The 14,373-nt window shown below is 23.7% G+C and carries 14 protein-coding genes; 10 read left to right on the forward strand and 4 right to left on the reverse strand.

Features of this window, described 5'->3' with window-relative positions:
• Positions 1–57 precede the first annotated feature (57 nt).
• Positions 58–1,002, reverse strand: coding sequence for an IS30 family transposase (locus ACFEL5_RS02225; protein WP_338966716.1), 945 nt, complete (start codon positions 1,000–1,002; stop codon positions 58–60).
• Between the two features lie 203 nt (positions 1,003–1,205).
• On the opposite strand from ACFEL5_RS02225, the gene ACFEL5_RS02230 reads away from it, so the two are divergent.
• Both ACFEL5_RS02230 and ACFEL5_RS02235 read left to right on the forward strand, forming a co-directional pair.
• Positions 1,206–1,865, forward strand: coding sequence for a hypothetical protein (locus ACFEL5_RS02230; protein ID WP_375315592.1), 660 nt, complete (start codon positions 1,206–1,208; stop codon positions 1,863–1,865).
• 277 nt (positions 1,866–2,142) lie between these two features.
• On the forward strand, positions 2,143–2,874 hold the full coding sequence (locus tag ACFEL5_RS02235) for a HesA/MoeB/ThiF family protein (protein WP_375315753.1): 732 nt from the start codon (positions 2,143–2,145) through the stop codon (positions 2,872–2,874).
• A 12-nt stretch (positions 2,875–2,886) separates the two neighbouring features.
• Here the strand turns inward: ACFEL5_RS02235 and ACFEL5_RS02240 are convergent, their stop codons facing one another.
• Positions 2,887–3,831 carry an IS30 family transposase gene (locus tag ACFEL5_RS02240; RefSeq protein WP_338966716.1) on the reverse strand — a complete coding sequence of 315 codons (945 nt, stop codon included), beginning with the start codon at positions 3,829–3,831 and terminating at the stop codon, positions 2,887–2,889.
• Between the two features lie 391 nt (positions 3,832–4,222).
• On the opposite strand from ACFEL5_RS02240, the gene ACFEL5_RS02245 reads away from it, so the two are divergent.
• The 3 genes from ACFEL5_RS02245 to ACFEL5_RS02255 all read left to right on the forward strand — a co-directional run bounded on the left by ACFEL5_RS02245 (position 4,223) and on the right by ACFEL5_RS02255 (position 8,879).
• The gene (locus ACFEL5_RS02245) at positions 4,223–5,167 is read left to right on the forward strand and encodes an IS30 family transposase (RefSeq protein WP_338966716.1); all 945 of its coding nucleotides are present in this window, start codon (positions 4,223–4,225) and stop codon (positions 5,165–5,167) included.
• Between the two features lie 104 nt (positions 5,168–5,271).
• Positions 5,272–8,298, forward strand: coding sequence for a DEAD/DEAH box helicase family protein (locus ACFEL5_RS02250; RefSeq protein WP_338968761.1), 3,027 nt, complete (start codon positions 5,272–5,274; stop codon positions 8,296–8,298).
• A 113-nt stretch (positions 8,299–8,411) separates the two neighbouring features.
• Complete coding sequence (locus ACFEL5_RS02255; protein ID WP_342277274.1) at positions 8,412–8,879, forward strand: MBL fold metallo-hydrolase; 468 nt, start codon at positions 8,412–8,414, stop codon at positions 8,877–8,879.
• A gap of 446 nt (positions 8,880–9,325) precedes the next feature.
• Here the strand turns inward: ACFEL5_RS02255 and ACFEL5_RS02260 are convergent, their stop codons facing one another.
• Positions 9,326–10,270, reverse strand: a complete 945-nt coding sequence (locus ACFEL5_RS02260; protein ID WP_338966716.1) for an IS30 family transposase — start codon at positions 10,268–10,270, stop codon at positions 9,326–9,328.
• A gap of 58 nt (positions 10,271–10,328) precedes the next feature.
• Here ACFEL5_RS02260 and ACFEL5_RS02265 point away from each other — a divergent pair, with 58 nt between their 5' ends.
• Positions 10,329–11,114 carry an IS30 family transposase gene (locus tag ACFEL5_RS02265; RefSeq protein ID WP_375315593.1) on the forward strand — a complete coding sequence of 262 codons (786 nt, stop codon included), beginning with the start codon at positions 10,329–10,331 and terminating at the stop codon, positions 11,112–11,114.
• A 35-nt stretch (positions 11,115–11,149) separates the two neighbouring features.
• Here the strand turns inward: ACFEL5_RS02265 and ACFEL5_RS02270 are convergent, their stop codons facing one another.
• Complete coding sequence (locus ACFEL5_RS02270) at positions 11,150–11,608, reverse strand: ribosome-inactivating family protein (protein ID WP_375315594.1); 459 nt, start codon at positions 11,606–11,608, stop codon at positions 11,150–11,152.
• A gap of 527 nt (positions 11,609–12,135) precedes the next feature.
• Here ACFEL5_RS02270 and ACFEL5_RS02275 point away from each other — a divergent pair.
• The 4 genes from ACFEL5_RS02275 to ACFEL5_RS02290 all read left to right on the forward strand — a co-directional run bounded on the left by ACFEL5_RS02275 (position 12,136) and on the right by ACFEL5_RS02290 (position 14,356).
• Entirely contained in the window at positions 12,136–12,492 is a 357-nt protein-coding gene (locus ACFEL5_RS02275) for a hypothetical protein (protein ID WP_338967136.1), read from the forward strand.
• Between the two features lie 22 nt (positions 12,493–12,514).
• On the forward strand, positions 12,515–13,117 hold the full coding sequence (locus ACFEL5_RS02280) for a deoxynucleoside kinase (protein ID WP_338967134.1): 603 nt from the start codon (positions 12,515–12,517) through the stop codon (positions 13,115–13,117).
• 688 nt (positions 13,118–13,805) lie between these two features.
• Positions 13,806–14,132, forward strand: a complete 327-nt coding sequence (locus ACFEL5_RS02285) for a hypothetical protein (protein ID WP_375315083.1) — start codon at positions 13,806–13,808, stop codon at positions 14,130–14,132.
• 2 nt (positions 14,133–14,134) lie between these two features.
• Complete coding sequence (locus tag ACFEL5_RS02290) at positions 14,135–14,356, forward strand: hypothetical protein (protein ID WP_375315595.1); 222 nt, start codon at positions 14,135–14,137, stop codon at positions 14,354–14,356.
• Positions 14,357–14,373: the final 17 nt, after the last annotated feature.

The following is a 14,373-nucleotide window of genomic DNA, read 5'->3' on the forward strand; positions in this document are numbered from 1 at the left end:
TACAATTATTATTAACTATTGAATAATATTTTTGCCAAATTGTAAAGTTAAGTGCAACTAAATTATTTTTCTAACCAAATATTCGATTGGCGAAAGATAATTTAGTATTTTTCTTGGTCTTTGGTTTAAAGACAATATAAATTTATGAACTGCATTTTTAGTAGTGTTTGAAAAATTAAATTTTTTAGGAAATTTTTCTCTAATTAAACCATTAGTATTTTCATTAGTACCTCTTTGTCAAGGTGAATATGCATCAGCAAAATAAATTTTCACATTTAAATTTTTTTCAAGTTGTTGTCAATTAGCAAATTCTTTACCCCTATCAAATGTTATAGTCTTAACAAGATTATTTGGAAGAATTGATAAATAATGACTAATATTTTTGTTAATAACTTTAGTAGTTCTATTTTCAACTAATATTGCTAAAGTAAATCTTGATGTTCTTTCAACTAAAGTTATTAAACATGATTTACTTTTACCTCGTGATGATACTACAGTATCACCTTCTCAATGGCCAAGAGTTATGCGATTATTAACATTTCGTTCTTTAATGGATTTACCATTAAATTTACCCCGATTTTCTTGAGATTTTCGTTTCTTACCTTTTCTTCTTAAATTTTTACTAGTAACCTTTTCAAGTAATCCAGAATAAATTCAATTGTAAATTGTTTTAAAACTAATAATTCATTCTTGATGAAAATTTTTAATTCTGCCATAAATTTGTTCAGGCGATCAACCTAATAATAATTTTTGTTGTACATATTTTACTAATTCTCTATTTTTAAATTTATGAAAATAAACATGTAATTGTTTTCTATTTTCTGCTTTATTTTGTGCAATTAATGAAAAATAATGATTATTATCTTTATTTCTATTAACTTCTCGATTAATAGTACTAATACTTCGATTAAGATTTTTAGCTATTTCACTAATTTTTACTTTAAATTTCAATTGATTCTCAATATAAATTCTTTCATCTATGCCAAGATGTTTGTATCCCATATAAAAACTCCTTAAATTTACTTTTTCTAAAATAAACTTAGCATCATGAAATTTTTATATGAAATCTTTTGCAATTTTATTTACTTGCACTTACAAGTATAATTCAGCATTCGTTAATATTATTTTCAACAGCACTTTTTTCTTATATTTTTAAATTTGTAAACATTAAAGAAAAATTGCTTCCTATTTTTATGTTAATCTATTTGATTGGAGGATTATTTTTCTTTTTAAATAATGTTATTGTGATGGCAATAGTATTTTTTATTGTAACATTGGCGAATACATTTATTATGTTATTCTATAATAATAAAATTCAAAATGCGATTTCATCAAAACAAAGGTCAACGATTACTTCAACAATTAGTTTTTTTAGTCGTATTGTTTCAATGGTTGCAATGTTGGTCTTAACATTATTTAATAGAATTTTAAATAATCCTTTTTCAGCTTTTGCAACTGTGATTTTTATTGGTGCTATTAGTTTATTTATAGTATTTTTTATTTTGCAAAATAGCAATTCAAGACAAAAAGTCGCTTTTGATGCAAATTTAGATTATAAAATTCCTTATCATATTAATTTAGTTACTAACTATAAAAAAAAGCGCATTCAAATTATTGGCACGGATGTTAAATTTTTAAAAAATTTACGATTTAGTTGACGAAAGCAAGAATTTTTAAAATTTTTTAATAATTTTCAAAATAAACAATTTAAGTTAATAGAGTTAAAAGATTTTTTAATTGCAAATAATAAAAAATCGCATCGTCATATTAATAATTTTATTTCATTTTTATTACGAAATAAAATTATTTTATCGGATGAATTAATTGATATGCGGTCGCGTTTAGTTTTCTTAGGTATTTTTTAAAAAAGAAAAAATAGTCATTTACTATAAATTAGTTCAATATGCAAATTAAGTATATATTTCTTATGTATGATTTTTGTTGTAAAAAATTATTTTAATGTTGTTTTTATAAGCATTTTACTTAGTTTTTATAACCTTTTATTAAGAATATGTTTGTTAATATTAAATATTTTGTTTTATTAATTATTTTTCAAGTAAAAAGGTAATAAATTTTTAGTTGCTTTTCTTTCAAAATTATTCAAATCTTTACCCACCTAACAAAACTTTATGCGCCCTTGATATGCAAGACCGCTATTCGCGCCATAATTTATATTTTGAAATGATTGGTAATAATAATTTTAATTTTTTAAATTCAAAAACAATAACCTTAGTTGGTGCGGGTGGTATTGGTACTAACATTGCTCTTTTATTAACAGTTGCGGGTATTAAAAAAATATATTTGGTAGATGATGACATTGTTGAATTATTAAATTTAACTAGACAATATATATTTTCAGAAAAAGAAGTTGGTCAAAAAAAAGGTAAAGTGCTTAAAAAACAGTTACTAAAACGAAATCATAATTGTGAAATTGAGCATCTTGATTTTAAAATTTCTAAAGATAATTATGAAGAAATTGCTTTGAAAATAAATGATAGTAATTTTATTATTGTTTCTGCTGATTCTAGTTTTTTAGTTTATTATTTAATAAATGAAATCGCAACTAAATATAAAATTCCTTATAGTATTGCGGGGTATGTTAATAAGTATGGGATTGTTGGACCGTTAATAGTTCCCGAAGTAACTAAATGTTGAAACTGTATTGTTCCCCAAGATAAAAAACCAACTCTTAAATTTTGAAATTCAAATTTTAAATCACCAAGTTATGGTCCTTTAAATAGTTTAGTTAGTTCTATTCAAGTAAATGAGATTTTAAGATATTTTGCTAATGCTAAAGGAATAGAAACATTAGGAAAACGAATGTTTATTAATTCGGAAAGTTATCAGATTTCTTTTGAAAATGCCAAATTGTAAAGTTAAGTGCAACTAAATTATTTTTCTAACCAAATATTCGATTGGCGAAAGATAATTTAGTATTTTTCTTGGTCTTTGGTTTAAAGACAATATAAATTTATGAACTGCATTTTTAGTAGTGTTTGAAAAATTAAATTTTTTAGGAAATTTTTCTCTAATTAAACCATTAGTATTTTCATTAGTACCTCTTTGTCAAGGTGAATATGCATCAGCAAAATAAATTTTCACATTTAAATTTTTTTCAAGTTGTTGTCAATTAGCAAATTCTTTACCCCTATCAAATGTTATAGTCTTAACAAGATTATTTGGAAGAATTGATAAATAATGACTAATATTTTTGTTAATAACTTTAGTAGTTCTATTTTCAACTAATATTGCTAAAGTAAATCTTGATGTTCTTTCAACTAAAGTTATTAAACATGATTTACTTTTACCTCGTGATGATACTACAGTATCACCTTCTCAATGGCCAAGAGTTATGCGATTATTAACATTTCGTTCTTTAATGGATTTACCATTAAATTTACCCCGATTTTCTTGAGATTTTCGTTTCTTACCTTTTCTTCTTAAATTTTTACTAGTAACCTTTTCAAGTAATCCAGAATAAATTCAATTGTAAATTGTTTTAAAACTAATAATTCATTCTTGATGAAAATTTTTAATTCTGCCATAAATTTGTTCAGGCGATCAACCTAATAATAATTTTTGTTGTACATATTTTACTAATTCTCTATTTTTAAATTTATGAAAATAAACATGTAATTGTTTTCTATTTTCTGCTTTATTTTGTGCAATTAATGAAAAATAATGATTATTATCTTTATTTCTATTAACTTCTCGATTAATAGTACTAATACTTCGATTAAGATTTTTAGCTATTTCACTAATTTTTACTTTAAATTTCAATTGATTCTCAATATAAATTCTTTCATCTATGCCAAGATGTTTGTATCCCATATAAAAACTCCTTAAATTTACTTTTTCTAAAATAAACTTAGCATCATGAAATTTTTATATGAAATCTTTTGCAATTTTATTTACTTGCACTTACAAGTATAATTCAGCAAATACAAAGAAATTTAACTTGTGTAAACTTTGTTTTGTCAAGAAAGGGGTGTAGTTATTATGTTTGAAGTTATTACTCAAAATTAATTATTAAAATAAAATTTTTATACGATGTGGTTAATAAATTTCATTAAACACATCGTATTTTGTTTTGTTAATGTTATTTATTTTATTTGCTGAATTATACTTGTAAGTGCAAGTAAATAAAATTGCAAAAGATTTCATATAAAAATTTCATGATGCTAAGTTTATTTTAGAAAAAGTAAATTTAAGGAGTTTTTATATGGGATACAAACATCTTGGCATAGATGAAAGAATTTATATTGAGAATCAATTGAAATTTAAAGTAAAAATTAGTGAAATAGCTAAAAATCTTAATCGAAGTATTAGTACTATTAATCGAGAAGTTAATAGAAATAAAGATAATAATCATTATTTTTCATTAATTGCACAAAATAAAGCAGAAAATAGAAAACAATTACATGTTTATTTTCATAAATTTAAAAATAGAGAATTAGTAAAATATGTACAACAAAAATTATTATTAGGTTGATCGCCTGAACAAATTTATGGCAGAATTAAAAATTTTCATCAAGAATGAATTATTAGTTTTAAAACAATTTACAATTGAATTTATTCTGGATTACTTGAAAAGGTTACTAGTAAAAATTTAAGAAGAAAAGGTAAGAAACGAAAATCTCAAGAAAATCGGGGTAAATTTAATGGTAAATCCATTAAAGAACGAAATGTTAATAATCGCATAACTCTTGGCCATTGAGAAGGTGATACTGTAGTATCATCACGAGGTAAAAGTAAATCATGTTTAATAACTTTAGTTGAAAGAACATCAAGATTTACTTTAGCAATATTAGTTGAAAATAGAACTACTAAAGTTATTAACAAAAATATTAGTCATTATTTATCAATTCTTCCAAATAATCTTGTTAAGACTATAACATTTGATAGGGGTAAAGAATTTGCTAATTGACAACAACTTGAAAAAAATTTAAATGTGAAAATTTATTTTGCTGATGCATATTCACCTTGACAAAGAGGTACTAATGAAAATACTAATGGTTTAATTAGAGAAAAATTTCCTAAAAAATTTAATTTTTCAAACACTACTAAAAATGCAGTTCATAAATTTATATTGTCTTTAAACCAAAGACCAAGAAAAATACTAAATTATCTTTCGCCAATCGAATATTTGGTTAGAAAAATAATTTAGTTGCACTTAACTTTACAATTTGGCATTTACAAATAAAATAACAAATTTTTAATTAAGGCGGTATATAATCTTATTACAACAAGGAAATAAAGAGTGATTTATAAATGAAAGAAAAAGGTTATTATGATTTATTATTAAAATTAGGTGAAACAATTAATGAAGATTATATTGTTAAAAATCTTAATGATGAAAAAAATGCTATTAAAGACATTGATAAATATTTATTGAAGCAATTTAATAATATTTTAAGTATTAAATTGCAAGAACATAAAACAGTTGATGATAAGTTAAAATTTTTAAATCAAATTATTGGTATTTATAGTGAACAATCACAATTATCTAATAATGTTTTATTACAAATAGGTAATGATTTGCAAGAAAAAGTTAGTTATCATCAAGACATTCGATTAATTGATAATCACTTATTTACTAATGAAAATGAACAAGAATTAATTAATGAAATTAATAAAGAAATTAAAACTGCTGATAGTGTTTATTTTATTTATCCTTTTATTTCTAAGGGAATGATTAATAAAATTAGAAATTCTTTTTTGTATGCTCAACAACATAATATTAAGATTAATTTTATTACGACAACTTTTGATGATATTGCTTTATTTGTTAATTTATATGAATTAGAAAACTTAGTTAATAGTTATAATAATATTTTAATTAGGGTAGAAGATAATACTGAAAAGCGTAGCGAAAGAATTCATATTAAAGCAGCGATTTTTAAAAGAAAATCAGGTTTTTCAACAGCAATTGTCGGCTCTTCTAATTTAACTTATAAGGGAATGATGCGTGGAAGAGAATGAAATATTAAAATTAGTGAGTTTAGTAATCCTAATTTATATTATCATCTCTTTCGTGAATATGAAAAAATTTGAAATGATAATCTTGTTAATTTTAATAATGCTAATGAGCGTGAGATATTACTAACAAGAATTGATAATAATCGTTTACATATTAAAGCACAAAGTGAGGGAACGATAACAAGAAAATATTCAATGTATGATTTTCAGCAAAAAATTGTTAATCGTTTACAATATCGTCGCAAGATTAATAAAACTAAGCATTTAATTATTATGGCTACGGGAACTGGGAAAACTATTATTAGTGCTTTTGATTATTTAAATCAAATTAAAGAAAATAATAATTTTCGCCCCCGATTATTATTTTTAGCTCATCAACGAGAAATTATTGATCAAGCAATATTAACTTTTCGTAATGTTTTACAAGATAATAAGTTTGGTTGTGTTTTTTATGAAAATCAAACATTAGATAATACTAATTATTTATTTGCTACTGTGCAATCAGTTTATCGTAATTTAAAAAAGTTTTTACCGGATCAGTTTGATGTTATTATTTTTGATGAAGCCCATCATATTGCTGCTAAATCATTTGTAACGATTTTTAATTATTTTCAATCAAAACAAGTTATTGGTTTAACAGCAACTCCCGAAAGGGAAGATAATAAGTTAATTACGCCGTATTTTGATAATGAATTTGCATATGAATTACGATTATGAGATGCTATTAATCAACGCTTATTATCGCCATTTGACTATTATTGTATTGATGATATTAGTAGTAATCTTGAAGGTATTGATTTAAATAATGATGTTGAATTGTTTAAGAAGTTGAATACTAGTGAACGCAATAAATTATTATTTAGTGTGATAAATAATTATATTGGTATTTATGCTCAACCATTTTGTTTAGTATTTTGTATCACAACAACGCATGCTAAAATTGTTGCTAATTTTCTTCAAAAGGAAGGGTTACAGGCTGCTTATTTAACTAATGAAGTATCTCAAGAGCGAACAACAATTATTAATAATTTTAAAAAGGGTAAAATTAATTATTTATGTGTTGTTAATATGTTTAATGAAGGCATTGATGTTCCGCAAATTGATACAATTATAATGTTACGACCAACAAGTTCAAAAACTATTTATTTACAACAATTAGGTCGTGGTTTAAGAAAAACTGACAGTAAAAATAAGTTAGAAGTTTATGATTTAATTGCTAATGTTGATAAAAAATATGATATTACTGTGGGAATTAAAAATCTTTATAATTCTCATTTAGAAAGGAATAAAGCATTTTTAGGTGGTAATAGTGGTTTACCCTATGGGTGTACGATTACTTTAGAGAAACGCAGTCAAAAAGTTATTTTGGCAAACTTACAAAAATGATATGAAAATAAAAAACGCATCCATTTAGTTATTAAACATTATTATCGGATTTATGGTGTTGATGGTTTAGTTAAAGTTTTACAAGATTATGAATTAACCTTATGGGAATTTTATAATTTTTTAAATGATTTTTATTTAAAAATTGGTCAAGATATTAAAGTTTATGCAAATGGTATTAATAATTCTAATCGTAATAAAAATCTTTTAAAGCAATTTTTATTTCTTAATGATTATCATTTAATAAATTATTTTTATCAGCGATTGTTAAAAAACATTAATAATGAAGCAATTAATTATGAATATGATAATTTATTAATTTGTTCGCTTTTATATGAAGTAACTAGTATGAAAGCCTTTTTAAAAGTGTTTCCTAATTATTTAGCAATTGATGATTTAGTAGCAGAATTTATTAATCATAATAAATTAGTTGTTAATGAACTAGTAATGATATTAAAATATAAATTAGAAAATGAAACCTTATTAGTTAATGAACATAATTTTTTGTTGTATCCATTGTTAGCTTATGAATCAATATTTACTGTTCGTCAAGCCTTATGTGCAATTCGTCGCGTAAATTTTATTAAACAATTAGGTGAATTAAGAATTATTGCTTTTCAAGCGGGACATTTAACTTTTGATCAAACAAAAGCAGTTATTTTTGCTGATGTTGCTGGTAGTAAATATGGTAAGAAAACGAAATATAATGCTACAAGTAAAGAATATTGGTGGTCAATTCCTGAGGATAAAACAATGCAAAGTAAACTAGTGAATGATTTACAAAATTTAAAAATTGCTAAATTTTTATTTTTAGATAATAAAATTAATCACAATTTACCAAATTTATATTTAAAACTTTATAATTTTATTGGTTTGGGAAAATACATTGATTGTGTACAAGAAGATTACATTACTGTAAAGTTTTTGATAGAATAAATGTATATACAATAACTTTGATTGGAGGCATTTTATTTAAAAAATTTTTATAATTAAAATTACAAGAATTTGATGAATTAGAAAAAATGTTGCCAAAATAAGGAATGATAGTTATGACGAGAAGTAATTTATTTAAAGTTAGTTTAGTAGTTAGTAATATTTTTTTAGTAGTATCTTGTAGTAAAATTAGTGATTTTTTACTTAATAATCCACAATTACAATATCATATGTTAGCAGTTGGTAATGGTTTATCAACGATTATTACGAATTCGCAATATAAAAATCGGGCAATAATGTTTGATACGGGTATTGGCGGTAATCCGCAAGATTGATGAAAAAATAAATATGCAAAAAATAATTTTGTTGCTAATTATTTAAAAAACCTAGAAATTAATCAATTAGATGCAATTTTTATTTCTCACGATCATACTGACCATACAAGTAATTTAGAAACGATTGTTAATACGGTTAATGTTAAAAATATTTATGGTAGTCGTTCATTTTTTGAACGTTATCAAGGCAAAGCCAGCAAAAAATGACCAAAACAATGAGCAGATTTAGGACGCATAAAGTTTTGTTAGGTAGGAAAATATTTGAATAAGTATTAAGGCAGTCAGCAATGATTGTCTTTTTATTTTATAAGGTGTTAAAAATTTGTTCTTTGAAAATTAAATACAAGTGAGTTAATAATGTTGGTATGTATTAAAAGCACGATAAATTGTGGGTGGTCGCCATAACCAAAAGAAGTTTACCAGTTAATAGATAACACCCTATTAGCTATAGCAATTTGTTTTGTTTTGCAATAAAAAAATGAATGGGTGGATTTCCTAAAAATATACACGCTATTAAATTAGTTCCAAGGGTAGGATGCGGATATTAAAGTGTAGAAATTTCTATATAGGGATATACTAAGTTTAAAATTATTAAAATCTTTATTTAATTAAAAAATAAAATTTAATAACAAAGCTTGTTAAACACTTAAATCTGCGATATATAAGTGTTTGCCAAATTGTAAAGTTAAGTGCAACTAAATTATTTTTCTAACCAAATATTCGATTGGCGAAAGATAATTTAGTATTTTTCTTGGTCTTTGGTTTAAAGACAATATAAATTTATGAACTGCATTTTTAGTAGTGTTTGAAAAATTAAATTTTTTAGGAAATTTTTCTCTAATTAAACCATTAGTATTTTCATTAGTACCTCTTTGTCAAGGTGAATATGCATCAGCAAAATAAATTTTCACATTTAAATTTTTTTCAAGTTGTTGTCAATTAGCAAATTCTTTACCCCTATCAAATGTTATAGTCTTAACAAGATTATTTGGAAGAATTGATAAATAATGACTAATATTTTTGTTAATAACTTTAGTAGTTCTATTTTCAACTAATATTGCTAAAGTAAATCTTGATGTTCTTTCAACTAAAGTTATTAAACATGATTTACTTTTACCTCGTGATGATACTACAGTATCACCTTCTCAATGGCCAAGAGTTATGCGATTATTAACATTTCGTTCTTTAATGGATTTACCATTAAATTTACCCCGATTTTCTTGAGATTTTCGTTTCTTACCTTTTCTTCTTAAATTTTTACTAGTAACCTTTTCAAGTAATCCAGAATAAATTCAATTGTAAATTGTTTTAAAACTAATAATTCATTCTTGATGAAAATTTTTAATTCTGCCATAAATTTGTTCAGGCGATCAACCTAATAATAATTTTTGTTGTACATATTTTACTAATTCTCTATTTTTAAATTTATGAAAATAAACATGTAATTGTTTTCTATTTTCTGCTTTATTTTGTGCAATTAATGAAAAATAATGATTATTATCTTTATTTCTATTAACTTCTCGATTAATAGTACTAATACTTCGATTAAGATTTTTAGCTATTTCACTAATTTTTACTTTAAATTTCAATTGATTCTCAATATAAATTCTTTCATCTATGCCAAGATGTTTGTATCCCATATAAAAACTCCTTAAATTTACTTTTTCTAAAATAAACTTAGCATCATGAAATTTTTATATGAAATCTTTTGCAATTTTATTTACTTGCACTTACAAGTATAATTCAGCTCATAAATTTAAAAATAGAGAATTAGTAAAATATGTACAACAAAAATTATTATTAGGTTGATCGCCTGAACAAATTTATGGCAGAATTAAAAATTTTCATCAAGAATGAATTATTAGTTTTAAAACAATTTACAATTGAATTTATTCTGGATTACTTGAAAAGGTTACTAGTAAAAATTTAAGAAGAAAAGGTAAGAAACGAAAATCTCAAGAAAATCGGGGTAAATTTAATGGTAAATCCATTAAAGAACGAAATGTTAATAATCGCATAACTCTTGGCCATTGAGAAGGTGATACTGTAGTATCATCACGAGGTAAAAGTAAATCATGTTTAATAACTTTAGTTGAAAGAACATCAAGATTTACTTTAGCAATATTAGTTGAAAATAGAACTACTAAAGTTATTAACAAAAATATTAGTCATTATTTATCAATTCTTCCAAATAATCTTGTTAAGACTATAACATTTGATAGGGGTAAAGAATTTGCTAATTGACAACAACTTGAAAAAAATTTAAATGTGAAAATTTATTTTGCTGATGCATATTCACCTTGACAAAGAGGTACTAATGAAAATACTAATGGTTTAATTAGAGAAAAATTTCCTAAAAAATTTAATTTTTCAAACACTACTAAAAATGCAGTTCATAAATTTATATTGTCTTTAAACCAAAGACCAAGAAAAATACTAAATTATCTTTCGCCAATCGAATATTTGGTTAGAAAAATAATTTAGTTGCACTTAACTTTACAATTTGGCATTATCATCAATTAAAATTTTCTTAATACTATCTCTAACAGAAAAAACCGCATTGATTCTGATGTTATAAAAATAGTTCGTACTAAATCATTTTTAATAGTATGCCTATTTTCTTTGGTGATATTACTTAAATTACTAATAGAGTTATTAATATCTTCCCTACTAATTTCTATTGTATCTTCACCTACTAAACGGCTATAATTTCCTGAAAAATGAAGAGATTCTGAAGTAATGTTATTATCTAAATTTTTTATTTTTGAATCAGAAAAATATCAATATGTTTTGTTGTGATTTTTATCAATATTAATAATTCCCTCTAAATATAAATTACTTGTATCAAAAACTAATTCAATTTCATGATTTTCATTACTTAATGGAATAATTTTATGTTTATCAATACCATTTTTTAATTTAAATACTTTTTTGTTTGGGTAATTTGTATTAATAACTCCTTCTAATTTTTCAAACACTACTAAAAATGCAGTTCATAAATTTATATTGTCTTTAAACCAAAGACCAAGAAAAATACTAAATTATCTTTCGCCAATCGAATATTTGGTTAGAAAAATAATTTAGTTGCACTTAACTTTACAATTTGGCAAAGGGCGCATAAAGTTTTGTTAGGTGGGTAAAGATTTGAATAATTTTGAAAGAAAAGCAACTAAAAATTTATTACCTTTTTACTTGAAAAATAATTAATAAAACAAAATATTTAATATTAACAAACATATTCTTAATAAAAGGTTATAAAAACTAAGTAAAATGCTTATAAAAACAACATTAAAATAATTTTTTACAACAAAAATCATACATAAGAAATATATACTTAATTTGCATATTGAAATAATTTATAGTAAATGACTATTTTTTCTTTTTTAAAAAATACCTAAGAAAACTAAACGCGACCTTTGGCAAATAAAATATTGCTAAAAAATGATAAAAAATGTAAAATAAATAATAATATTTAGATAAATATATTTATTTGGGAGGATAAAAAATGGCAAAAATTTTAAAGTTGTTAAGCAACATAACAATTATTGCTATCGCTGGTAGTACAGTAGAACTTGCAGAAATAGATATTATCTTTAATTATTGTTCATTAATCAGAAGAAGTATGAGTAAAGTTTTATTAAAAATAAGTAGTAATTTAGTTAAAATTTTTTCTACTAAAAAACAAGCAAAAAAATCTAACAAATTAATTTTAAATAAAATAATTGTTACAATGAATTTGTTGTTCTTAACATCAAAAAGTAGTTGTCAACAAATATTACTGGCTCACCAATCAGAATCAATAACAACAACTGAAGAAGCGACGGTTGCCAGTGATAAATTTAAAAATGAAAGTCAAGATTAACATAAATAAGGAGTTTAAATAAATGCGAATTATATTATCAGGAGTCGTGGGGGCTGGCAAATCAACTATTAGTGAAAAATTATCAAAAAGATATGCCGATTATTTATTAATGAATGAGCCAGTAAAGGAAAATCCATATTTGGATGAATATTATCGCAATCCGCAACAAACAGCTTTTAAAATGCAAGTATATATGTTAATGGCACGAAGTCAGCAATTAAAATTAACTAAGGGTAAAACAAATGTAATTTTTGATCGTAGTGTGATGGAAGATGTTATTTTTGTTGAAGTGTTAAAAGACTTACAACTTATTAATGATATTGATTATCAAGTTTATTGTGACTTTTATCACAATGTGGTTTTAGAAAGTATTTATTTAGATAATTTAATTACTCCGGACTTAATTGTTTTTTTACGCGTGTCTTCAGCAACGGCGATTCAGCGCATAAAAGTTCGTGGCCGAACTAGTGAATTATTAGTAGATGAAAATTATTGAGTTTTATTAAATGAGAAGTATGAACAATGATATGAAAAATATAAAACTAAGTTTAATTTTTTAGTTATTGAAAGTGATGATAAGTCAATTGATGAAATAACTAATATTATTATTAGTAAATTAAAATAAAAAATAAATCATTAAGTAGAAGATAATAAATATTTACGGACGCATAAAGTTTTGTTAGGTAGGAAAATATTTGAATAAGTATTAAGACAGTCAGCAGTGATTGTCTTTTTATTTTATGAGGTGTTAAAATTTTGTTCTTTGAAAATTAAATACAAGTGAATTAATAATGTTGGTATGTATTAAAGCACGATAAATTGTGGGTGGTCGCCATAACCGAAAGAAGTTTACCAGTTGATAGATAACACCCTATTAGCTATAGCAATTTGTTTCATTTTGCAATAAAAAAATGAATGGGTGGATTTCCTAAAAATATACACGCTATTAAATTAGTTCCAAGGGTAGGATGCGGATATTAAAGTGTAGAAATTTCTATATAGGGGTATGCTAAGTTTAAAATTATTAAAATCTTTATCTAATTAAAAAACAAAATTTAATAACAAAGCTTGTTAAACACTTAAATCTGCGATATATAAGTGTTTAAAAAACTAAGTTAACTAACTTAGTTAATATAACTTAGTTTATCTATAAGAAAGGTAACTTACTATAGACTTGGTACATAACTATAACATTTTATGCCGACTAAACTATAAAATTCATTTTTATCTTTGTATTTATCTAACATTTGTATTTCATCTAAAAAATAATTATCAAAATAGTAGATAAAATTAAAGGTTATGTACCAAGTCTTATGAAAAACATTGAAAACATTTTCTTAAATACTAAGAAATATCTTTTAAAAGAAACACAAAACGCAATGCTTATTAAAGCACCAAAAATTCCCTGATTTAATGAACAAATCGGCATTTGGTTTCCAAAGCGATTTGTTTATAAAGGAAAATACGAAAATTCTATTTGTATTGGAATAATAAAAGATAGTAAATATCAAGTAATTTCAATTAATCAACAAGAGCAAGAAACCAAGTTAATTAAAGGACAAGAATTATTAAGTTTCTTCATTGTCGAAAAAGAAAACAACAAAAAAGATATGAATTATAACTATTTTAAAGGAGTTTAAAAATGAATATTGCAATTGGACTAATGTTTATTATTATCAGCATAATGCTATCGGCATATTTTTCTTATAAAATTTATGCCAAAATAAAAATGCGAATTAAATATAAAAATGCCATTAAAAATAATACTGGTAATTTTACAAAAGACGAAAAAGTATTTATTGCCCGCTTTGAAGAATGAGTTAAAGCTCCTAATTCAAAAAAAAATAACGAGCATAAAAAATAATGTTTTGAGAAATTATT

Source organism: Spiroplasma endosymbiont of Tipula paludosa (assembly GCF_964264785.1).
Lineage (GTDB): Bacteria > Bacillota_I > Bacilli_A > Mycoplasmatales > Nriv7 > Nriv7.